Annotated in this window: 22 protein-coding genes and 1 tRNA gene; 19 read left to right on the top strand and 4 right to left on the bottom strand. The window is 45.1% G+C overall.

All coding sequences use genetic code 11. The features are described from left to right. The 16 genes from nadC to lpdA all read left to right on the top strand — a co-directional run. Positions 1 to 622: carboxylating nicotinate-nucleotide diphosphorylase (gene nadC, locus QZ998_RS16080; RefSeq protein ID WP_296561848.1), on the top strand; the 622-nt coding region annotated here is incomplete at its 5' end. A 35-nt stretch (positions 623 to 657) separates the two neighbouring features. Continuing rightward, complete coding sequence (locus QZ998_RS16075; RefSeq protein ID WP_296561847.1) at positions 658 to 1,170, top strand: transcription repressor NadR; 513 nt, start codon at positions 658 to 660, stop codon at positions 1,168 to 1,170. Positions 1,171 to 1,315: 145 nt separating this feature from the next. Next, positions 1,316 to 2,146 carry an AmmeMemoRadiSam system radical SAM enzyme gene (gene amrS / locus QZ998_RS16070; protein WP_296561846.1) on the top strand — a complete coding sequence of 277 codons (831 nt, stop codon included), beginning with the start codon at positions 1,316 to 1,318 and terminating at the stop codon, positions 2,144 to 2,146. A 9-nt stretch (positions 2,147 to 2,155) separates the two neighbouring features. After that, on the top strand, positions 2,156 to 3,682 hold the full coding sequence (locus QZ998_RS16065) for a metallophosphoesterase (RefSeq protein WP_296561845.1): 1,527 nt from the start codon (positions 2,156 to 2,158) through the stop codon (positions 3,680 to 3,682). 131 nt (positions 3,683 to 3,813) lie between these two features. Next, positions 3,814 to 5,205: a sigma 54-interacting transcriptional regulator gene (locus tag QZ998_RS16060; protein ID WP_296561844.1), complete on the top strand. Its 1,392-nt coding sequence runs from the start codon at positions 3,814 to 3,816 to the stop codon at positions 5,203 to 5,205. A gap of 132 nt (positions 5,206 to 5,337) precedes the next feature. Continuing rightward, positions 5,338 to 5,625, top strand: coding sequence for a thiamine-binding protein (locus QZ998_RS16055; protein WP_296561843.1), 288 nt, complete (start codon positions 5,338 to 5,340; stop codon positions 5,623 to 5,625). Then, positions 5,600 to 6,373: an ABC transporter permease gene (locus QZ998_RS16050; protein WP_296561842.1), complete on the top strand. Its 774-nt coding sequence runs from the start codon at positions 5,600 to 5,602 to the stop codon at positions 6,371 to 6,373. The genes QZ998_RS16055 and QZ998_RS16050 overlap by 26 nt, the downstream gene beginning before the upstream one ends. Next, a complete protein-coding gene (locus QZ998_RS16045; protein WP_296561841.1) occupies positions 6,370 to 7,341 on the top strand; it encodes an ABC transporter substrate-binding protein in 972 nt (323 codons plus the stop codon). The genes QZ998_RS16050 and QZ998_RS16045 overlap by 4 nt, the downstream gene beginning before the upstream one ends. Beyond that, the gene (locus QZ998_RS16040; RefSeq protein ID WP_296561840.1) at positions 7,322 to 8,074 is read left to right on the top strand and encodes an ABC transporter ATP-binding protein; all 753 of its coding nucleotides are present in this window, start codon (positions 7,322 to 7,324) and stop codon (positions 8,072 to 8,074) included. Before QZ998_RS16045 ends, QZ998_RS16040 begins: the two co-directional genes overlap by 20 nt. Before the next feature lie 333 nt (positions 8,075 to 8,407). Continuing rightward, on the top strand, positions 8,408 to 8,710 hold the full coding sequence (locus QZ998_RS16035; RefSeq protein ID WP_296561839.1) for a DUF6506 family protein: 303 nt from the start codon (positions 8,408 to 8,410) through the stop codon (positions 8,708 to 8,710). Positions 8,711 to 8,759: 49 nt separating this feature from the next. Then, complete coding sequence (locus QZ998_RS16030) at positions 8,760 to 9,128, top strand: Lin0512 family protein (protein WP_296561838.1); 369 nt, start codon at positions 8,760 to 8,762, stop codon at positions 9,126 to 9,128. Between the two features lie 55 nt (positions 9,129 to 9,183). Beyond that, on the top strand, positions 9,184 to 10,173 hold the full coding sequence (locus tag QZ998_RS16025) for a thiamine pyrophosphate-dependent dehydrogenase E1 component subunit alpha (protein ID WP_296561849.1): 990 nt from the start codon (positions 9,184 to 9,186) through the stop codon (positions 10,171 to 10,173). After that, complete coding sequence (locus tag QZ998_RS16020; RefSeq protein WP_296561837.1) at positions 10,170 to 11,141, top strand: alpha-ketoacid dehydrogenase subunit beta; 972 nt, start codon at positions 10,170 to 10,172, stop codon at positions 11,139 to 11,141. The genes QZ998_RS16025 and QZ998_RS16020 overlap by 4 nt, the downstream gene beginning before the upstream one ends. Before the next feature lie 350 nt (positions 11,142 to 11,491). Continuing rightward, entirely contained in the window at positions 11,492 to 12,490 is a 999-nt protein-coding gene (locus tag QZ998_RS16015) for an NAD(+)/NADH kinase (protein ID WP_296561836.1), read from the top strand. 20 nt (positions 12,491 to 12,510) lie between these two features. Continuing rightward, complete coding sequence (locus QZ998_RS16010) at positions 12,511 to 13,848, top strand: dihydrolipoamide acetyltransferase family protein (protein WP_296561835.1); 1,338 nt, start codon at positions 12,511 to 12,513, stop codon at positions 13,846 to 13,848. A gap of 13 nt (positions 13,849 to 13,861) precedes the next feature. Then, positions 13,862 to 15,265, top strand: coding sequence for a dihydrolipoyl dehydrogenase (lpdA, locus tag QZ998_RS16005; RefSeq protein WP_296561834.1), 1,404 nt, complete (start codon positions 13,862 to 13,864; stop codon positions 15,263 to 15,265). A gap of 168 nt (positions 15,266 to 15,433) precedes the next feature. On the opposite strand, the gene QZ998_RS16000 is transcribed toward lpdA, so the two are convergent. The 3 genes from QZ998_RS16000 to uraA all read right to left on the bottom strand — a co-directional run bounded on the left by QZ998_RS16000 (position 15,434) and on the right by uraA (position 18,797). After that, complete coding sequence (locus QZ998_RS16000; protein ID WP_296561833.1) at positions 15,434 to 16,438, bottom strand: CorA family divalent cation transporter; 1,005 nt, start codon at positions 16,436 to 16,438, stop codon at positions 15,434 to 15,436. Next, a complete protein-coding gene (locus QZ998_RS15995) occupies positions 16,362 to 17,132 on the bottom strand; it encodes an NYN domain-containing protein (RefSeq protein ID WP_296561832.1) in 771 nt (256 codons plus the stop codon). The genes QZ998_RS16000 and QZ998_RS15995 overlap by 77 nt, the downstream gene beginning before the upstream one ends. 324 nt (positions 17,133 to 17,456) lie before the next feature. Next, positions 17,457 to 18,797: a uracil permease gene (uraA, locus tag QZ998_RS15990; RefSeq protein WP_296561831.1), complete on the bottom strand. Its 1,341-nt coding sequence runs from the start codon at positions 18,795 to 18,797 to the stop codon at positions 17,457 to 17,459. A 183-nt stretch (positions 18,798 to 18,980) separates the two neighbouring features. On the opposite strand from uraA, the gene QZ998_RS15985 reads away from it, so the two are divergent. Continuing rightward, positions 18,981 to 19,892, top strand: a complete 912-nt coding sequence (locus QZ998_RS15985; protein ID WP_296561830.1) for a shikimate dehydrogenase — start codon at positions 18,981 to 18,983, stop codon at positions 19,890 to 19,892. A gap of 1 nt (position 19,893) precedes the next feature. Next, positions 19,894 to 20,421, top strand: coding sequence for a shikimate kinase (locus tag QZ998_RS15980; protein ID WP_296561829.1), 528 nt, complete (start codon positions 19,894 to 19,896; stop codon positions 20,419 to 20,421). Positions 20,422 to 20,556: 135 nt separating this feature from the next. Here QZ998_RS15980 and QZ998_RS15975 read toward each other — a convergent pair whose 3' ends face one another. Continuing rightward, on the bottom strand, positions 20,557 to 20,805 hold the full coding sequence (locus tag QZ998_RS15975; RefSeq protein WP_296561828.1) for a hypothetical protein: 249 nt from the start codon (positions 20,803 to 20,805) through the stop codon (positions 20,557 to 20,559). 650 nt (positions 20,806 to 21,455) lie between these two features. Between QZ998_RS15975 and QZ998_RS15970 the strand changes: the two genes are divergently transcribed. Further along, positions 21,456 to 21,542, top strand: a tRNA-Leu gene (locus tag QZ998_RS15970). Positions 21,543 to 21,547: the final 5 nt, after the last annotated feature.

Below are 21,547 nucleotides of genomic sequence, written 5' to 3'. Positions count from 1 at the left end.
TGAACCCGTCAAACCAGGGGATCTTGTGGCGGTCGTGAAAGCCGATGCCCGAACCCTGCTCTCCGGTGAGCGCACTGCCCTGAATTATCTGCAACGGATGAGTGGCATCGCCACCCATACCCGCAAACTGGCCAACTATTTAAAAGGCACCAAAACCCGATTACTGGATACCCGCAAAACCACCCCCAATATGCGGATTTTTGAAAAATATGCGGTGACGGTCGGTGGTGGATATAACCATCGTTATAATTTATCTGATGGCATTCTGATCAAGGACAATCATATCAATGCCGCTGGTGGCGTAAAAGAAGCGATAGCCGCGACAAAAAAATATGCCCCCTTTGTCCGGAAGATTGAGGTTGAGGTGGAAAATCTGGAGATGTTAAGCGATGCGCTAGCAGCCGGAGCCGACATTATCATGCTCGATAACATGGATGTCGATACCATCAAGATGGCCATTAAAATCATTGATGGCAGAGCCATCAGTGAATGCTCGGGGAATGTCACCGAAGCACGCTTACAAGAACTTGGCCATATCGGGGTGGACTTTATCTCCTGTGGCGGGCTGACCCATTCCTCACCGATTCTTGATTTATCGATGAAAAATCTGCAGCTTTTGTAAGTCAGCAGAATACATAAAAAGGAGCAGTGTAACCGATGAAAAAACAACAAAGACAGGAAGATATTGTCAAGACACTCCGGTCTTCCCGGGAACCAGTATCAGGAGCCGCCTTGTCTGAAATTTTTAAGGTCAGTCGGCAAAGCATTGTTCAGGATATTGCCCTTCTAAAAGCTGCCCACTATAATATTATCTCGACCAATAAAGGCTATATTATTGTTGATCCGCCGCCTAAGGAAAAGATCTTTAAGGTGTATCACAGTCACGAAGAAATTGCTGACGAGCTTTATACCATTATTGACGCCGGCGGTTTCGTCAAGGATGTTTTTGTGATTCATGATATCTACGGGAAAATTCAGGTCAATTTATTTCTGGCCACCCGGAAAGATGTCGACAACTTTGTAACCGGGCTAGAAGAAAAAAAGACCAGCCCGCTCATGAAACTCACCGGCAAGTTTCATTACCATACCGTCGAAGCAGCCACAGCGGAGATTCTTTTAGCAGTTGAAAAAAGTTTACAAGAAAAAGGCTATTTAATCGCCGCGGGGTGATTTTTAAACAAAAGATTTGGGTATGAAGAGAATAGCGAGCAGAAGAAGGAAGACATCAGGCGTTTTCCTTTTTTAGTTGGGTCAGCAAGGATTGTTTTCTTAAGAATAGATAGTTAAGGGTAAATCAACGAAGGGTGGAAAAACTGTGAGTAAAATAGCATGTCGGCTTTGTCCCCATCATTGTAAATTGGATGAGGGTGAGATTGGCTTTTGTCGGGCGCGGATTAACCGCTTCGATGTCATTGAGGATTTAAATTATGGTGTGGTTACGGCCATCGCCCTGGATCCGATTGAAAAAAAACCATTGCGCCATTTTTATCCGGGATCGAAAATTTTATCAGTCGGAAGTTTCGGCTGTAATTTAAGGTGTTCATTTTGTCAGAACTACGAAATTTCGATGGCCGGGATGGAAACTGCACATGGTCGCAGAATGAGTCCCCAAGGCCTGGTAGCCAATGCCCTGAGACTGGTCGGCGAAGGCAATATCGGGCTGGCCTACACCTATAATGAGCCTCTGGTGGGTTATGAATTTGTCCGGGATTGTGCCAGCGAGGCAAAAAAGAACGGTTTGAAAAATGTCCTGGTAACCAATGGCTGCTTTTGCAAGGAACCGCTCCGGGAAATCCTCCCCGACATCGATGCGCTGAACATTGATCTGAAAGCCTTTAATCAGGATTTTTACAAAAAAATCAGCGGGGATCTGGAAACGGTCAGACAGACGATCAGATTGGCCAGTGAGACCACCCATATTGAAGTGACCACGCTGATCGTTCCCGGAGAAAATGATAGTGAAGCAGGAATTAGAGCTTTATCGCAGTGGCTGGCTTCAGTGGGGTCAAGTATTCCCCTCCACCTGTCGCGGTTTTTTCCAAGATATGAAATGACTGACCGGAATGCTACCGATATTTCCCAAGTTTATCATCTGGCCGAGATAGCCAGAGAATCGCTGGACTTTGTCTATGCAGGAAATTGTTGAGGCGAATAAATGGGAAATAAACGATCAAAAAAATCTAATCGCCTAACAAAGCAACTAAAAGAAATAGAACAGCGGATCATTCCCGTTGCGGTGCCAGTCAATGAGACCCAAAGCGATTTCAACTCCGAAAAAAAAGCCTATACCTTTTATTTAGATCCAGTACTGGCCACCTCACCGCGGGTAACGGATACTGAAATTGTCTGCTATGCCAAAGACGGCTATGGCGGATGGCGGGCAGAGCCCAATCAGGAACCGGAAATACGGTTGGATCTGATGCCGGCTGACTATCAGGATCAAAAACCGGTTCAGGATCAGAATCAGCAAAAACAATTGCTCCATTTCTTTACCATAACCGATATCCATCTTACCGATGGCGAGTTTCCGGGTCACGGCATCTATTCAAAACATGGTGGTGGAATCGTCTCAGTGTATTCGGAAATGATGCACTATAGCAGCCACGTACTAGATGGTGCGATTCATTCGGTTAATGCCATCCATCATCAAAACCCGCTCGATTTTGGCTTATCGATGGGTGATAATACCAACAATGCTCAGTATAACGAACTGCGCTGGTCGATTGATGTTTTTGACGGCAAAGAAATAAATTTGGATTTCGGGGTTAATGCCAATCCCCGGGTCGGTCCTCGAAAAGCCTTTTACGACGATTTTATGGCAGTCGGACTAAATCGGCAAATCCCCTGGTATCAGATTATTGGCAATCATGATCATAGCTGGCCGGATAAACCGCAAAAACCGCTGACTGAGGATCCCAATCGGCGGTTTCTGTCGCGGATCGAATGGATGAAGGAATTTTTCGATACTCAAACCCAGCCAGTTGGTCATGGCTTTAAGACAGAACAGCTAAAAAGCGGTTTTGCCTGCTACAGCTTTGAGCCCAAAGAAGGGGTTCCGATTAAGGTGATTGTACTGGATAATACCCAACGGGAAGACGAACCCAACGTCCTCGGTTATGCCCATGGCTCCCTTGATCAGGAGCGTTTTGATTGGCTGGTGGAGGAACTTGAGAGCGGTCAGCAAGAGCGAAAACTGATGATTATCGCCGCCCATATCCCGATTGGAGTAAAATATCAGGAACCATTGACTAAGCCGTTTATGTCCTGGAGCACGATTTCTCCGGTATCGGAACAGCAACTGATAAAAAAACTGCAATCCTATCCCAATCTGATTCTCTGGGTCTCGGGGCATCGTCACCGCAACACCATAACCCCTGTAATATCGCCGGATCCGGATCAGCCGGAGCGTAGTTTCTGGGTGGTTGAAACGGCATCGCTGCGGGATTTTCCGCAGAATTTTCGCGCCTTTGAAATCCTGTTAAATCGTGATAGCACCATTTCAATTGTTGCCAAAAATATTAATCCAACCATCAAAGAAGGATCTTTTGCCAGTATTGCCCGGTCTTATGCGGTGGCTGCCCAGCAAATCTTTAATGGCCGCACCGAACATTTGCCGAGCGGCTCATATAATGGCGAATTACTAGTCAAACTGACAAAAACCATGGCAGAAAAACTTGGCTAGCGCTAAGCTTCTTTTGCCATCAAAAAAGTGCTTGCACCATGCCAATCAATTGAGTACGGTCGGGAAACCTTTGTTAGGGTTTAACATGGAATTATTAATTAGAACTGGTGATTCAATTGGAGGTAAAATTCATGGAAATAGTGACCTTAATGGAAAAATTGAAAAACGGTGATCGGCTAAGCCAGGAAATGCGAACAGAGATTGTTGACTCGTACAAATTGATGGATGTAGCACTGGATTCAATTCTCAATGGATTAATGATTATTGATACCGAGCTGCGCGTAAAAAAATTAAATCATAAAATTTCTGAGTTGTTTCAAATGACTGAAGAAGATATTTTAAAGCTCGATATGAGCGATGTCTTAAAAGACATTGATGTGGTCGACAATATTCTGATTAACAAACGAAAATTTTCTTATTCTGATATCACCCTCTTTATTGGTTCAAGAAAAATTGACTGTTTTTTAGATATTACCCCGGTCGCTTTTAACGAGAAAGTGATGGGAGCGGTGCTGGTGATTCGGGAGTCTAAACAGGTGCGTAAAGAGATCAACAAACTGGCAGGTTTCCGGGCAAACTATACCTTTGACAAGATTATTACCAAAAACAAGACGATGCTGGAGCTGATCAATACGGCCAAGAGAATTTCTAAGACAGATTGCTCGGTGCTGATCGAAGGAGAAAGTGGTACTGGCAAAGAATTATTTGCGCAATCGATTCACAATGAAAGCCAGCGGCGAAACGGCCCCTTTATTGCGATTAATTGTGCGGCCATTCCCAAGGAGCTGGTCGAGAGTGAATTTTTTGGTTACGAAACCGGATCGTTTACTGGCGCCGTTAAGGGGGGAATGCCCGGCAAATTTGAGTTAGCCAATGGCGGCACCCTGTTTCTCGATGAAATCGGTGAAATTCCCATCGAGATGCAGCCAAAGTTATTAAGAGTTTTGGATGAGAATAAGGTGATGCGAATTGGCGGGAACTATGAACGGAAGCTCGATGTTCGAATTATTGCAGCAACCAATCGGAATTTGCTCAATGAAATGTCAAAGGATGCCTTCAGGCAGGATCTGTATTTCAGGCTCAATGTGATCAACCTGAGATTGCTGCCACTAAAAAGAAGACGCGAAGATATTTTGGTATTGGGTCAATATTTCCTTGAACAATTAAACCAGGAAAACAGTGGTGGTAAAAAGTACTTTTCTGAAAAATTCATAAGAAACCTTCAGGAATATAAATGGGAAGGAAATGTGCGAGAACTAAAAAACATCGTTCAGCGCGGTTACTATATGTCAATGGGTGATCAGATTGATGATATCCAAGCGCTGGAAAAAGAAAAGGATGATCATACCATTTACAGTCAAATTGAAGGCGAAACCCTCAAAGATCTGGAAAAAAATAGTATTGAGCATGCCCTGTTAATTAATAAAGGAAATGCCGTAAAAGCAGCTGAAGAGCTCTGTATCAGCAAGGCGACCATCTATCGAAAAATAAAAGCCTATGATATTCATCACCATAGCATATAATTGAATTTAAAGATCGCATAAAGCATAAGCCCGTTGAAAAAGTTCTAAATGTTTTTTCAAAGGGTTTTTTTTGGCATGAAACATGCTACAATTATAAAATGGAAAAAATCACAGAACATGGAGGTGAGAATTTTGGCAAAAGTGAATCTAAGCTTACAGGTTTTACCGGTGGTACCGGACAGTGAGATTTATTACGTGGTGGATCAGGTGATTGAGATGATCAGTCAGACCGGCCTCAAGTATCTGGTCGGTCCTTTTGAGACGTCAATTGAGGGCGAACTCGATGAACTCCTGGAGATTGTTAAGCGCGCCCAGACGATCTGCACCCAACATGGGGCCCAGCGGGTAATTTCAATCGTGAAAATTGATTACAAGGAAGAAGGCGTCACAATTGATGAGAAAGTATCAAAATATCAGTGACAAGCTTATCCCGATTCTGTTTATTCTCGCCATTCTGGTCGTCTGGGAGTTGGTTGTTAACCTAGCTATCGTAGCCCGCTACATCCTCCCAGCCCCCACCGATATTGTCGATGCGTTAATCGCAAACGGCTCGGATATCATAATGCACACCGGGGTAACCTTTTTCGAAGGAATGACCGGCCTGCTGGTGGCGGTTTTATTATCACTGCTTATGGCAATTGTGATGGATCAGTTTCCGATCGTCAAAAAAGCGATCTATCCGGTGCTGGTGATCTCGCAAACGGTGCCGATTATCGTGATTGCGCCGTTACTGGCGATGTGGTTTGGCTTTGGGATCGCCCCAAAAATATTCGTGGTCGTGCTGGTCTGTTTTTTCCCAATTACCGTAAACCTGATTGAAGGCCTCCAAAGTGTTGATGGAGAACTGATTAATCTGGTCCGCTCGATGGGCGCCAGCAAGGGTCAGATTTTTGCCAAAATCAAGTTTCCCAGCGCCCTGCCTTATTTTTTTTCGGGTCTTAAAATTGCCGCAACCTATAGCATCATGGGAGCGGTCATTGGCGAATGGCTAGGTGGCAAAGCCGGGCTTGGGGTATACATGTTAAGAGCACGGCATGCCTTTGCCCTGGATCTGGTTTTTGCGTCGATCCTGGTGATTGTTGTCTTGTCGATCATTTTATTTTATGGCATTGCCGGGATTCAAAGGGCGCTGATGCCCTGGGAGAAATTAAAGGAGGAAGAGGAATGAAAAAGCGGTTATTACTACTGATCGGAATTATTCTGATTACATTAACGGGGTGTACACCAAAAAGCGAAGCGGAAATTACCGTGGTTCTGGACTGGGTGCCCAATACCAATCATACGGGCTTGTATGTGGCCAAGGAACTGGGCTATTTTGAAGCAGAAGGCCTCGAGGTTGAGATCATTCAACCCAGCGAAGGTGGCAGTGCTGATCTGATTGCCGCCGGACAGGGCGAATTTGGGGTCAGTTATCAGGAACAGGTAAGCTATGCCAGAACCGCCGCTAATCCCTTGCCGATAAAGGCCATTGCCGCGATTATCCAGCATAACACTTCCGGCTTTGCCTCACCGGTTGGGCGTAATATTGTCAGCCCCAAAGATTTTGAAGGAAAAAAATATGGCGGCTGGGGTTCCCCGATGGAAGTAGCGACTTTAAAGGGGCTAATGGAAGGCAGCAATGCTGATTTTAGTAAACTTGAAATTGTCGATGTGGGAGCGATGGACTATTTTACAGCGGTTAAAGACCACGTTGATTTCACCTGGATTTTCTATGGTTGGGATGGCGTTTCGGCCGAGCTGAAGAATGAGCCGATCAATTTTATCAAACTTCAGGATGTCGACAAAAATCTCGATTACTATACCCCGGTGATTATTGCCAGTGAAGATTATCTAAAAAAGAATCCCGAAACGGCTAAAAAGTTCTTACGGGCAGTGACCAAAGGCTATCAATACGCGATTGAAAATCCTGAAGCAGCTGCCGATTTATTATTGATCGATAACCCCGAAATTGACCGCGAGCTGGCGGTCGCGTCGCAGCAGTATCTGGCTGGTGAATATCAGAGCGATGCCCCAAAATGGGGACTCATGCGTACTGAAATTTGGGAAAACTATGGCAAGTGGATGAATGATCAGGGCTTGCTGGAAAATCAGTTAAATGCCAATGAGGCCTTTACCAATGAATACCTACCAGAATAATTGTGTACTTAAGGTTATGGGGGTAACCAAGGAGTATAACCATAAAAATATCGTTGAAGATATTGATATTTACCTGAATCAGGGCGAATTTGTCTCAGTCCTGGGTCCTAGCGGCTGCGGTAAAAGCACGCTGTTTAACGTCATTGCCGGGTTGCTGAAGCCAGAAGCGGGAAAGGTCATTGTCAACGGCACCGAGGTGACCGGAAAAACCGGGGTGGTCAGCTATATGTACCAGAAGGATTTGCTGCTGCCCTGGCGTAACGTCATTGATAACGGCATTTTACCACTGGAAATTCGCGGCATACCTAAAAAAGAAGCCCGCGAAAAGGTAAAGGAGATGCTGGCGGTTTTTCAACTGGAAGAAGATGGAAAAAAGTATCCGATCCAGTTGTCCGGCGGGATGAAACAACGGGTTTCACTGCTGCGGACGACCATGTTTTCCAGGGAAATCATGCTACTCGATGAACCCTTCGGGGGGCTCGATGCCATTACCCGGCTGAAAATGCAGGAATACCTGCTGGAAATATTAAAAAAAATCAAGGGTTCGGTCTTGTTTATTACCCATGATATCGACGAAGCCATCTTTCTGTCGGATCGGATCTATATCATTAACGGATCGCCAGCTCATATTGTCGAAGAAATAGCCGTGCCAGTTAAACATGCCAGTCCTGAGCTGATGATGACATCGCCAGAATTGCGCCAACTGCGCAGCAATATTTTAAGACAATTGTGAAACAGCCGGTCAGCCTGCGCGCCCCTAGCAACCGGGCCAGATAGATCAATCACGACAAACAGTAGGGTAGTGTGTCGGGGCGGTAATTAACCGCCCGCAATCAAAGCAGTCTCATAATTGAGACTGCTTTTCTCTTTTTGAGAATTCAATTCTCAAAAAGAGAAAAAATCAGATGATAATTGGTCGAGACCTGCCCTCAATGGCTTGTAAAAATGGAAGTTAAGGCCGTTTTAGTAAACGTTTAAATAAATGTTTACTTAAAAAGAAAGTTTGTCAGGTTTGGCACGAAAATTGCTTGACATATAACTAACATCAAAACAAGGAGGTTTGCTTATGGCGTTAAAGGCAGCATTTATTTTTATTGCCCCCAATGCTGATCCGGCGATTCACCGGTCAGTGGTCGAAACCGAAGCAGTCACCCTGATCTCAGTAGGGGTTTCATCCTACGAATCGGCGGTGGATGCAGCCCTGAAGCTAGTCGCTGAAGGGGTAGTCGCCTTCGAACTCTGCGGTGGGTTCGGAAATCGGGGAACGGCGATGATCAGTGAAGCCGTTAAAGGAAAAGCCGCAGTCGGTGTGGTTCGCTTTGATATCCATCCCGGGCTGGAGAATAAAAGCGGAGATGATATTTTTTAGCAGCAGTGCTAGCACCGGCCATGATTAGCAGGTGGTAAAAACGAAGGAGGTGACTCTTATTAAAAAGTTCATCATTGAATTTGGAATGGGAATGGATTTTCATGGACAGGATGTTAATAAGGCGGCAGCAAAAGCCATTAAAGACGCAATTTCTCGCAGCTGTCTGATTGGGCTGAGTGAGATCCACGGCTTGACCGAAGAAAATTTGAATGAAAAAATGATGATTGAGGCTATTATTGGCGTATCCCGGCCAGAAGATTTAAAGATCGAGGAGCTTAAAAAACTCTTTCCGGTAGGAACGGTGACCATTAAAGCAGAGAAAGGAGGATTAACAACCGCCGGTCTTTTCTTTCCCGGTTTTGGTGATACCAATAATACCATTGAAGCAGCGATAGTATGTGTAACCGTAAGTGTGTAAATAACTCGTGTGAATCAGATGCCGCATAAGCGAAGCAGATAAAAAAGGAGGAACTATTTTGAAAATTTCAAACGAAACGATCATTGAAATGTATGAAAAAATGGTAAAAATCAGGAAGTTCGAAAATCGGGCGCTGAATCTTTTTGCTGAAGGTCAGTTTGGCGGATTCGTTCACCTTTATATTGGTGAAGAAGCAGTTGCAACGGGGGTATGTGAAAGTTTGCGGGAAGATGACTTTATCACCTCTACCCATCGTGGTCATGGACATATTATTGCCAAAGGCGGCGATTTAAAATACATGATGGCCGAGCTTTATGGCAAAGATACCGGTTATTGTAAAGGCAAGGGCGGATCAATGCATATTGCGGATGCAACCAAGGGCATCCTCGGTGCCAATGGGATCGTTGGTGCTGGCCATAACATTGCTACTGGAGCGGCACTGGGGATTCAGTACAAGGGCACCGATCAGGTTTGTGCCTGCTTCTTTGGTGATGCCTCAACCAACCAGAGTACCTTCCATGAAGGCTTAAATCTAGCCAGTACCTGGAAATTGCCGGTTGTCTTTATTTGCGAAAATAACGGCTACGGAATATCCGTCAGTCAGGCCAGACATCAAAACATCACCGACATCTCGCAGCGCGCTGTTTCATACAATATTCCTGGCATTACGGTCGATGGAAATGATGTCTTTGCGGTCTTTGAAGCTGTTTCAGAAGCGGTTGCCAGAGCCCGGAAAGGTCAGGGACCAACCCTTATTGAATGCAAAACCTATCGCTGGCGTGGTCATTTCGAAGGTGATCCCACGGTTTACCGGCCAGAAGGCGAATTGGAACAATGGAAGAAAAAAGATCCGATTCCCAGGCTAGAAAAATACATGCTTGAAAACCAGGTTATGACTCAAGAAGAGATGGATAAACTTAACGAGAAAATTGACGCTCTGGTTGAAGAAGCCGTTGATTTTGCTCAAGCAAGTAAATTCCCCGATGTATCATCCGCTGTTGAAGATGTATACACCGATATAATAGAGGAGGGACGATCAAGATGAGAGAGCTCACTTATGGTCAAGGAATCAAAGAAGGAATGCGGATCAAAATGCTGGAAAATCCTGACGTATTTATTTTTGGAGAAGACGTTGGTCTCTTTGGCGGATGCTTTGGAGTAACAGCAGGATTATTTGAAGAATTCGGCGAAAAACGCGTCCGGGACACCCCCATCTCTGAAGGTGCCATTATCGGTGCCGCTGTTGGTGCTGCCGCCGTTGGCTTACGGCCGATTCCAGAGCTGATGTTTGTTGACTTTGCCACCGTAGGGATGGATCAGTTGGTCAATCAGGCCGCTAAAATGCGCTACATGTTTGGCGGTAAACTAAAACTACCGATGGTGGTGCGTTTGCCATCCGGTGGCGGTGTCGCAGCTGCTGCCCAGCATTCCCAATCGCTAGAAGCCTGGTTTACCCATGTACCTGGCCTGAAGGTAGTTTATCCCTCCAATGCTCAGGACGCCATCGGTTTAATGCTCTCAGCCATCGATGATGATAATCCGGTTATCTATCTGGAAAATAAAACCTTGTATGCCGTTGCCAGCCAAGTCGAAGATGAGGTCAAACCGATTCCGTTGGGAAAAGCGAATATCAAACGGGAAGGTAGTGACGTTACGATTATCACCTATGGTAAACAGGTGTACGATTCCTTAAAAGCAGCCGAAATGTTAGAAAAAGATGGCATTGATGTCGAAGTTGTCGATTTGCGATCCCTCTATCCACTGGATACCGAAGCGATCTTTGAATCAGTTAAGAAAACCCATAAGGTTGTGATTGTCTCGGAAGAAGCCAAACGCGGCAGCTATGCGGGAGAAGTGGCCGCTATTATTGCTGATGAATGCTTCTACGAATGTGATGCCCCGATCAAACGGGTTTGTGCCCTCAATACCCCAATTCCCTTTTCCGGAAATCTGGAAGCTTATGTGTTGCCAAATGCCGACGACGTGGTTCAGGCGGTTAAATCCTTGTTTTAACCAATAACATATTAACATGGTAAAAGGCCATGGTTCTGGAAATAATGGAGTGAAAACGATGAAATTATTTCCAGAATTTTTTTAAGAGTTACAAGATGCCTGCCGTACCGACCAATTGTTAATCTATTGTTTGCTGCGCTACACGAAATCCGCTACGCTTATTTCGTGTAAGTCGCGGGCAGTCGCCAACTACAAGCAAAGCTTGTGATTGGCTCGTTGCCTTCGCGCAGGATCGGACAGGTTTATCAACCTGTTCGCCCCGATGCAAACAATATGATGTAACAATTGTCGGTACTACGTTATGGGCTAATTATTAATGCGTTTTAAAGACAGAAAAAGGTGGTGGACTTATGAATTCAATCGGAATAATTGCCAATCCTGCTTCAGGAAAGGACATCAGACGACTGGTTGCTCATGCAACGGTGATTGATAATAATGAAAAAATAAATATTGTTGAGCGGATCATCCTGGGTGCCCAGCAAAATGGGGTGGATCGGGTTTATATGATGCCAGATCCTTACAATATGGGTTATCGCGTGGAGGATAAGCTTAAAACTTCCGGCGAGTTGCAATGTCAAATTGAAGTGTTCGATTTTTATAAGGAGGACACGGTCGAAGATACCTATAAAGCGGTTCAATTGATGAATCAAAAAAACGCGGGTTGTATTGTCACCCTGGGGGGTGATGGCACCAATCGGGCGGTGGCCAAAGACATCGGCGAGATTCCGATGATTTCGATCTCCACCGGCACCAACAATGTCTATCCAGATATGATTGAAGGTACGATTGCCGGCATCGCCGCGGCAGTAGTGGCTTCCCATAAATTTGACAAAAATGTCTATTCTAATAGAGATAAGATTATAGAAATTTACACCGATGGGCAGCTTCGGGATATTGCGCTGATCGATGCGGTGATTTCCCGGGATATCTTTGTCGGTTCCCGGGCGATTTGGCGAGTTGAAGATATCGAAAAGATCTTCGTAGCCCGAAGTCATCCCGCCTCGATCGGTTTTTCAGCTGTGGTGGGAGGAAAAACCATTATCACCGAAGCAGACGATTATGGCGCCTATGTCAGCATTGATAAAGATGCCCCTAAAATAAAAATACCGATGTCAGCGGGGATTGTTCTGGCGATTGGTACCAGTGAACCGGTGATTTTAAATTTTAACGAAAAATATACATTTACCACCTATTGCCGGGGAACCATTGCACTCGATGGTGAACGAGAAATTGAATTCCATCAAAACCAGGACTTTACCTTTAAAATCAGCCGCAACGGGCCGTGGCATGTCGATGTTAAAAAAGCCATCGAAGTGGGACAGAAAAACGGATTTTTTAAAGTTTTGTAAAATAACAGGAGGATTGCATTATGGCTAAGTTTTTAGTAATGCCCAAGCTCGGATTGACGATGACTGAAGGGAATATTGCCAATTGGCGAAAAAAAGAAGGCGATAGCGTCGCGATGGGTGAAATTATTTTCGATGTGGAAACCGATAAAATAACTAAAGAGTTTGAATCACCGGGAGAAGGAGTCATTAAAAAGATATTGGTAACCGAGGGCACCGTCGAGGTGCTAAAGCCGATTGCCATTATCGGAAAAGCTGATGAAGATATTTCAGCCCTGCTGGCTGAAGCGGAAAAGGCCGGCGACAGCCCTGCTGCTGAAGTTAAGCCAGCATCAGAGCCGGATCAGGTCGCCGCAGCATCATCCAGTAGGGGCGATTATCAATCGCCCGCACCGGCAGTCGGTGGGCGGGTTAAAGCGTCTGCCCGAACCAAGAAAATCGCCGCCGACCTAAACATTGACATTTCCCAGGTAACCGGCACTGGTCCGCAGGGAGCCATTACCGAAAAAGATGTCGCCGAGTTTGCCGAAAAGGCAAAAACCGTGCAGCCGAAAATTTCCCCGACAGCCGGAGTGGTTGCCGCCGGTTTGGGCGTCGATCCCGGTCAGATTAATAAGGATGGCCGGATTATGAAGGCTGATGTGCTGGCTTTTAAACAAAATGCCGATTTCCTTAAATATGCCGATCCCCAGGAATTCACCAAGCCGATGTCAGCAATGCGAAAAATTATTGCCAGTCGGATGTCAGCCAGTCAGGAAACCTCGGCCACCGTTAACTACAACCAGCGGGTCGATACGACGGCCATGAAACAGCTTAGAGAAGAATTAAAAGGCACTGCAAAAATAACCTATACCGACATTCTGGTGAAGATATTATCGCGGGCGCTGTTGGAGTTTCCACTTTTAAATAGCTCAATTGTCGGCACCGACATTGTCACCCGAAATTATGTCAATATGGGTGTAGCGGTAGCCCTGCCAGATGGACTGATTGTACCGGTGGTCAAATTTGTTAATAAATTAGATCTGGGTCAGATTTCGGCAGAAATCAAAGCCTTAGCGGAAAAAGCCCGAAACAATGAACTGGAAACCGATCAAATAAGCGGAGGAACCTTTACCCTGACCAATATTGGGATGTTTGGGATGGAATCCTTCACGCCGATTATCAATCAGCCGGAGGTTGCCATATTGGGCGTTAATACGATCATCGATACGCCGATGGTGGTGGATGGCCAGGTGGTCATTAAACCGATGATGAACCTCAGTTTGACCGCTGATCATCGGGTGGTTGATGGTTCGGTAGCGGCTGCCTTTGTGGCCAGACTCAAAGAGCTGATTGAAAAACCCGGATTGTTGTTATTGTAATGGAGGCGAAACGATGAAGATTGTAATTTTAGGAGGCGGTCCGGGCGGCTATGTAGCAGCCATCCGGGCGGCTCAGTTAGGCGCTGAGGTAACCCTGGTTGAAAACAAATTTCTCGGTGGAACTTGCCTCAATGTCGGCTGTATTCCCACCAAGGTGCTGCTCCATACCACCGAACTGATTGATGCGCTGGAAAATGATGCTAAAGAACTGGGCATTACAATTTCTGGCTATGAAGCTGACTGGACAAAACTCCAGAAAAGAAAAAACAAAATTATTAAAAAATTGGTTGGCGGTGTCAATGGTTTATTAAAAAATAACAGCGTTACCAAAATAATGGGTACCGGTGTTTTTGTTAACAACCATCAAATTAAAGTGATCACTGAAAATCAAGACGCATCGGGCACCGCAGCAACACTGATCGATTTTGATTTTGCGATCATTGCCAGCGGGTCAACCCCGGTGATTCCGCCGATACCGGGCTCTAATCATCCGGATGTGATTACCAGTGATACGGCGCTGTCATTGGAAGCTGTTCCCAAAAGTATGTGTATCATTGGCGGTGGCGTTATCGGTTGTGAATTTGCCAGCGTCTACAATGCTTTTGGTTGCAAGGTCACGATCATTGAAATGTTACCGGAGATTGTTGCCAATATGGATCAGGACATTGTCAAGCCGCTAAAAGACAAATTAATTAAAGATGGCGTCGAAATCTTTACCAACACCAGGGTCGAATCAATCCAGGAAGACCCCCAAGGTCTAGCGGTCACGACCAGTTCAAAAGCGGGCGAAAGAATTATTACTGCTCAAAAAGTGCTGCTTTCGGTCGGTCGAAAACCAGTGATTGATAGCTTAGAACTCAATCAGGTCGGCCTTGAAACCGTAAGCGGAGCGATTAAAGTCAACCACAAAATGCAGACCAATGTCCCAAACATCTATGCAGTCGGTGATTGCAATGGTGGGGTGATGCTGGCCCATGTGGCATCGGCTGAAGGGATCTTTGCGGTTGAGACGATTTTCGGGAAGCGATCCCAAATTGATTTTAAAACGATCCCCTATTGTGTCTATACCAAACCGGAACTGGCCAGTGTCGGGCTCACCGAGGCTCAGGCCAGGGAAGCTGGCTATCAAGTAAAGGTCGGTAATTTTCCAGTCGCGATCAATGGTAAAGCGATGATCATGGGCGAAACCACCGGAGTGGTCAAATACGTAACCGATGCGGCCACCGGCGAAATCCTGGGACTGCACATGGCCGGACCAAGAGCCACCGATCTGATTGTCGAAGGAGCCCTGGCGATTCGCCTGGAAGCGACCGTAGACGAACTGATGTCGACCATCCATGCCCACCCGACCGTCGGCGAAGCCCTAATGGAAGCCGCCCATGCTGTCAAAGGCGAAGCGATTCATGTGATGAGATAAGTAGGACAGCAAAACGAGGCTGATCACGCTCTAAAACGAGCGCGATCAGCCTTTTTTCGTTTTTCTTTGCTATATAGGTTCAATTAAAGATTTAACAAGGGGCGATCCGTGATGACCAAGGGGTCAGACCCTCGCCCGCACACTGGGCAATTGTCTTAACAAGTGGGGTTAAAACCACTTGTTTTTTTTGAAATAAAGCAGTGTACCGGCGGCAACCACAATGCATAAAACAATCACAAAGGGATAACCGTACTCCCAATGAAACTCGGGCATCATGATGTTCATGCCGTACCAGCCGACAATCAGGGTCAGCGGCAGGAAAATGGAAGTCACCACGGTAAAAATCTTCATGACCTTATTGAGGTTAATGTCCAGCTGAGCCTGGTAGGCTTCCCTCACCTGAGTGCCATAATCCCGGAGGTTCAGCACATTGGTAAACAATCGATTGATCCGATTGGTGAGAATTTTAAAATAGCGCAGTTCCTTTTTATCAATCAGGTTATTTTCATTTTCTTCGATGGCCTCAGAAATTTCAAAAAGCTGTTCATAATATTGCTTCAGACGCAGCAGACGCTTGCGGAAGGTGATCAGGTAATCCGCCAGATCATTTTTGATCGAGACAATAAATTCTTCTTCCAGACTGGAGATTTCCTCTTCAATCGCAACCAATACTTCTCGATCATCAAAGGTCAGTTTATCAAAAAACAAATGAAAAAATTTCCCCAGGCTGTGAACCTTAATCCCTTCGGTTTGGGTGTTGCGGACAATATCATCGATAAAGTGGCTGCGATCTGACACAAAAACAAGCAAATCAGCCCGGAAATAGATAGAGATCCGCTGCGGTTTGAGATCCTGGGAGATGGCTTCGGGAAGAATAATGGTAATAAAATCAAAGCCATCATAGCTGTCGAATTTTGATGAGCGGCTGTTCAGACATTCGTCAACTTGTCGCTCGCCGATTCCCAGCTTGCCGCCGACTGCTGCCAGCTCGGCGAAGTCTAAAATACAGAGGTGGATTTGATTGTTGTCTGGGTCAAGCTGTTCAAGCGAAGCTCTTGTAAAAGCGTCATTTTCAAGTCGATAAACCCGCATAGCACTACCGTTGCTTTGCTTTGTTTCGGACAACGTAATGGGAATTCTGATTTTTGCTGGTTCGGCGCGCTTCAATTTCAAATTGATTCAGGGATAAAATTAGCGGTCGCAGCTTTGAGTGCCCATAGTTCCGGGTATCAAAATCGGGATAGCGATTATTGAGCCGGGAGCCGACCTCGCCGAGATTGGCCCAGCCGTCTTCATCGGAGCTTTCGGTGATGATCGTTTTGAGTGACTGAATCAGTTCCTTTTTATTGGCCATGCCTTCTTTATGAATGCTTTGTTTGCCATTGGGAATACTCTCAGCTTGTTCGGCCTCGGCAGCAGTAGTTTCCGGATCACTGGCCAGGACTTCCAGGTATTTGAATTTTTCACAGGCCGAGATAAAGGGGGTCGGGGTTTTCTTTTCGCCCATTCCGACGACATACATCCCGGCTTCCCGCAGTCGCGTCGCCAGCCGGGTGAAGTCACTATCACTTGAGACAATACAGAAGCCATCAACGTTATTGGAATAAAGAATATCCATGGCATCAATTATCAGTGCCGCATCGGTGGCATTTTTTCCGGTAGTGTAGCTGTATTGCTGAATCGGGGTAATGGAATAGTTAAGTAGTACCGTTTTCCAGGAACCCAGCTGGGGTTTGGTCCAGTCACCGTAGATGCGTTTAAAGGTGGGCATGCCCAGGTTGGAGATTTCATCAAATATATACTTGATATATTTATCCGAGACATTATCAGCATCAATTAAGACGGCAATTTTCATATCATTTTTCATCGGTCACCCTTCTATTTCTAAAGCAATTTGTTTTTTTCGAACGATCTGTTACTACCAGTATAATAGAAATTACGCTTTTTTACAACCGACAGCCGCCACAAAAAAATAACTGATCAAAATTGATCAGTTATTCAGGTTAGTGATAAACTTGCCGTACCGATCAATTGTTAATCTGTTGTTTGCTGCGGGCTCGGACAGGTCTACGACCTGTTCGCCCCGATGCAAACAACATGATGTAACAATTGTCGGTACTGGGTTAGTTTTTCAATTAACAGGTTCGTAGGGGCGGGTAGTACCCGCCCCTAATCAGTAACTAGCAGCGACCTAAGGTTGGTCGTAAAGATGTTCTTCTTCGCGGTCGTTGGTTAGCTTTAGTTTGTCCAAAACAAAGAAGATCAGGCTTAGAATCATCCCGACGACGGCCGCCAGCACCATCCCTTTTAGCTGAATACTGCCAAGGGTTACGGCAATGCCGGATAATCCCACGACAAAGACTACCGAAGTCAGAGCCAGATTGCGGGATTTACCATAATCAACCTGGGCATCAACTAGAATCCGGATACCGGCAGCGCCGATCATCCCATATAAAAGGAAGGAAATCCCACCGATGACTGGGCCAGGAATGGTCGAAATCAACATCGATAATTTACCGACAAAGGAACAAACAATCGAAATGATCGCAGCCCCGGCAATAACTTGAACCGAGTAAACCTTAGTAACGGCCATAACGCCAATATTTTCACCATAGGTAGTGGTTGGTACAGAGCCAATTAAACCAGACAACATCGTCGAAAAATTATCGGCAAACAAGGATCGGTGCAAACCGGGGTCTTTTAAGAGATCCCGTTCGACCACCTTGCTCGTAACAATCTGGTGACCAATGTGCTCAGAAGCAATAACCAAAAGAACCGGTAAAATGATAATAATCGCTTCTAAATTAAATTGTGGCAATTGGAAGTTTGGCAGTGAAAACCAGGGCGCTTCAGCCACGGCAGCAAAGGTAGTCGGGCCAACCACACCGGTAATCAGGGCGGTCAGGTAACCGGCTACAATCGCGATCAGGATCGGAATCACCGCCAGAAATTTTCTAAACATAACCGAGCCAAAAACGGCAAAGGCCAGGGTGACCAGAAAAACAATTACATTTTCAGGAACGATCGCGGTGACGACCTGCTCATATAAGCCAGTGGCGGTATCCAGGACATAAGTGGTGCTGCTGACAATCCCAGCGGTACTAGCAGCCGTATGAGCCAATTCAAGACCAATTAGCGCGACCACCGGACCCATCGCCGCTGGTGGGAGCACCACGTTGATCCATTCAATCCCAAATTTATAAATGATCCCGGCCAGGATACAGCCGCACAAACCAACCACCACAAAACCGCCGAGCGCATAAGAATAGCCCCAGGTGGCAATAACAATACCGGCGGGAGCTAAGAAGGCAAAACTGGAACCCAGATAAGCAGGCGCCTTACCCTTGGTAATAAACATAAATAATAAGGTACCGACACCATTCATAAAGAGTACGATGGCCGGGTTGATGCCAAAGAGGAAGGGCACTAAAACTGATGCGCCAAACATCGCAAACATATGCTGCAAGCTTAGCGGCACGAGCATATTTAATGGCACCTTCTCCTCCACTTGTATAATTCTTCGACTTTCCAAAAAAATTTCCTCCATTCTATTCATTTTCCTTTGAAATTATAACACAGGAATGATGTGGAGCAAAGACTTTATCCAATTAAATGGATAATTATAAAAAAATATCAGAAGGGTCTTTGAGATTATTTACCAGCTACCCATGCTATGTTACAATGCAGATATCGTGATAAAATTTAAGGAGTGCACATGAGAATTTCAGTTGAAACAAAAATATATGCCGTCATCGGCGACCCCATTGGCCAAAGCTTATCCCCGCAACTGCACAACGGATTATTCAAAGCAAACGCAGTCGATGCCCTATACCTGCCGATTGCGGTCAAATCGGAGGATTTAAAAAAACTGCTAGATGGCTTCAGACTGATGAATTTTGGCGGCTTCAACATCACCAAACCCCATAAAATGGAGATTATCGAGTATCTGGATCGTTTAGATCCGCTCGCTGAGAAAATTGGTGCGGTGAATACGGTCGTTTATCAGGACAAACAAATGATCGGTTACAATACCGACGGCTTTGGCTTTATTAAATCGATTGAGGAAAAAATTAGTGAAATCCCCAAAGAAAGGTTGACGATTCTGATTTTAGGCTGTGGTGGAGCGGTCAAATCGGTGGCCATGGCTTTGGCCGATTGGGGGATCAAAAAAGTCATCATTGCCAACCGAACAGCAGCAAAAGCCGAGGCGCTGGTAAAGCTGATTAATAAGAGTTGGCCTGGGAAAGCGGAGGCGATTTCAATGGCACCAGAGGCGCTAAAAAAAGCTGTCGATGCCGCCGCGGTGGTGGTTAACGGTACCAGTGTCGGGATGGCCGATAGCGCTTTGCAATCGCCGCTAGCTAAAGCATTGCTAAAAAAAGAGTTGTTGGTATATGATATGATCTATAGCCCGCCGGTCACACAACTGTTAAAAGATGCCAAAGAAATTGGTGCCCAAACCCAGAATGGATTGGATATGCTCTTGTACCAGGGTCTGCTGGCCTTTGAATTATGGACCGGAATTTTTCCCGATCCGTCAGCAGGCAAAAAATTATTGGAGGAAAATTCAGAGGAAAATTCAGAGGGAAATTCAGAGCAAAAATTGTTGAAAGAAGGAATAAAATAAGATGTCAAGTGCTAAACAATCGATTGCCCTGATTGGTTTTATGGCAACCGGAAAATCGACCATCGGCCCGCTGCTGGCGCAGGAACTGGAATTTGAATTGATTGACACCGATGCGCTGGTAGAAGCCGAGATCGGCATGTCGGTAGCTGACATTTTTAGCCAGTTAGGCGAAGAGGCCTTTCGCGATGCCGAACATCAGGCGCTAAAAAAGGCCTTGAGTATCAAAAATCGAGTGATTTCTACTGGCGGCGGGATGATTCTCTTTAAAAGGAATCGTAAATTATTGGCTGACCAGGCATTTGTGGTCAGTCTGTCAGCCCAGCCAGAAACCATCTATCAACGGGTCAAAGATGATGACACCAGGCCCTTACTTAAATGTCAAGATCCACTCTTGCGAATCAGACAAATGCTGGCCGAGCGGCAGCATTATTACGACGCGTGTGATTTTAAGATTTCAACCGAAAACTGGTCGGCTGAAGATTGTTGTCAGAAAATTAAAGCAGCTTTTTATTTGAAGTATAATGAGTGAAGTGTAGTGATTGAAGCATAGTGAATGAAGGATCATGAAAATTGAATCATTGTTCTGGAGATGATGGTTTAATCAAAATAAAGGATCGGCAAACCTGGACAAAAAAACACCGATCATCTGATCGGTGTTGCGCGATTATTTCATAGCCTTGAGATCACAAATATAGCAATCGGTCAGTCGCTGAACGGCTTCGGGATTTTTAACCGGCCAGGTGGTTTCAAGTGCCTCGCAATGCCCCATAGAGGTTGCTTCATCAAATACAAAATCAATACAGCCGTTACATTTTTTATCGCGCGTTTTTTTAATTAATTCCAGGACCGACTCATTTACAAATTCTCTGAATTCCTTATAAGCGATTGTTTTATGGTTTTCAAACATGCTCATCACTTCACCTTGCTTTCTGGAAATAGATTATTGGAAAGGGTAGGAGGTTCTCGATTTATAACCAATCCATTATTAACCTAATAGTACCCCATAAATACAAAAAAACAAGGTAAAATTTTGTCGTGTTTTCATTTTTAGAAAATAATTCAAAATTAAAAAAAACATTTGATATTTTTTTTAAGCTGTGTTATCATTTATAGCAGTGTCTTGTGAATCGCTTAGTTATGACGCATGTATCGGAAATCTTTACAAACAACAAAATATACTTTTATTTTACGCCGAAGTGATGGAATTGGCATAAGCAGAGAACCCAAATGACGCTTTATCCCGATTTCTAAGCAGAAATCGGTCGGAAGTTGAGCGAAAGCGAAACGACAGTGATAAAGCTAACGCATTTTTATTAAAAACTCATCCACTAAGGATGAAAAGAGTTTTTAATAAAAATACGATCCGAATGATTTGGTGTGAATCGCTTAGTTATGACTCAAGTGTCGGAAATCTTTATAAACAACAAAATATACTTTTATTTACGCCGAAGTGATGGAATTGGCATAAGCAGAGAACCCAAATCTTTGATTTGGTGTGAATCGCTTAGTTATGACTCATGTGTCGGAAATCTTTACAAACAACAAAATATACTTTTATTTTACGCCGAAGTGATGGAATTGGCAGACGTGACGGACTCAAAATCCGTTGTGAGCAATCACGTGCGGGTTCGAGTCCCGCCTTCGGCACCACTATC

The sequence above is a fragment of the uncultured Acetobacterium sp. genome (assembly GCF_927416815.1).
Lineage (GTDB): Bacteria > Bacillota > Clostridia > Eubacteriales > Eubacteriaceae > Acetobacterium.
The sequence above is the reverse complement of the archived record's forward strand: the minus strand, read 5'-3'. Positions and strand labels throughout refer to the sequence as shown.

Excerpts from the sequence above, each read along its gene's own strand:
- QZ998_RS15985 (WP_296561830.1), top strand. The coding sequence starts at position 18,981 with ATGAGAATTTCAGTTGAAACAAAAATATATGCCGTCATCGGCGACCCC.
- QZ998_RS15995 (WP_296561832.1), bottom strand. The coding sequence starts at position 17,132 with ATGAAAAATGATATGAAAATTGCCGTCTTAATTGATGCTGATAATGTC.
- QZ998_RS16015 (WP_296561836.1), top strand. The coding sequence starts at position 11,492 with ATGAATTCAATCGGAATAATTGCCAATCCTGCTTCAGGAAAGGACATC.
- QZ998_RS16075 (WP_296561847.1), top strand. The coding sequence starts at position 658 with ATGAAAAAACAACAAAGACAGGAAGATATTGTCAAGACACTCCGGTCT.
- lpdA (WP_296561834.1), top strand. The coding sequence starts at position 13,862 with ATGAAGATTGTAATTTTAGGAGGCGGTCCGGGCGGCTATGTAGCAGCC.
- QZ998_RS16065 (WP_296561845.1), top strand. The coding sequence starts at position 2,156 with ATGGGAAATAAACGATCAAAAAAATCTAATCGCCTAACAAAGCAACTA.
- QZ998_RS16040 (WP_296561840.1), top strand. The coding sequence starts at position 7,322 with ATGAATACCTACCAGAATAATTGTGTACTTAAGGTTATGGGGGTAACC.
- QZ998_RS16050 (WP_296561842.1), top strand. The coding sequence starts at position 5,600 with ATGAGAAAGTATCAAAATATCAGTGACAAGCTTATCCCGATTCTGTTT.
- QZ998_RS16020 (WP_296561837.1), top strand. The coding sequence starts at position 10,170 with ATGAGAGAGCTCACTTATGGTCAAGGAATCAAAGAAGGAATGCGGATC.
- QZ998_RS15980 (WP_296561829.1), top strand. The coding sequence starts at position 19,894 with ATGTCAAGTGCTAAACAATCGATTGCCCTGATTGGTTTTATGGCAACC.
- QZ998_RS15975 (WP_296561828.1), bottom strand. The coding sequence starts at position 20,805 with ATGAGCATGTTTGAAAACCATAAAACAATCGCTTATAAGGAATTCAGA.
- QZ998_RS16045 (WP_296561841.1), top strand. The coding sequence starts at position 6,370 with ATGAAAAAGCGGTTATTACTACTGATCGGAATTATTCTGATTACATTA.
- QZ998_RS16060 (WP_296561844.1), top strand. The coding sequence starts at position 3,814 with ATGGAAATAGTGACCTTAATGGAAAAATTGAAAAACGGTGATCGGCTA.
- QZ998_RS16010 (WP_296561835.1), top strand. The coding sequence starts at position 12,511 with ATGGCTAAGTTTTTAGTAATGCCCAAGCTCGGATTGACGATGACTGAA.
- QZ998_RS16035 (WP_296561839.1), top strand. The coding sequence starts at position 8,408 with ATGGCGTTAAAGGCAGCATTTATTTTTATTGCCCCCAATGCTGATCCG.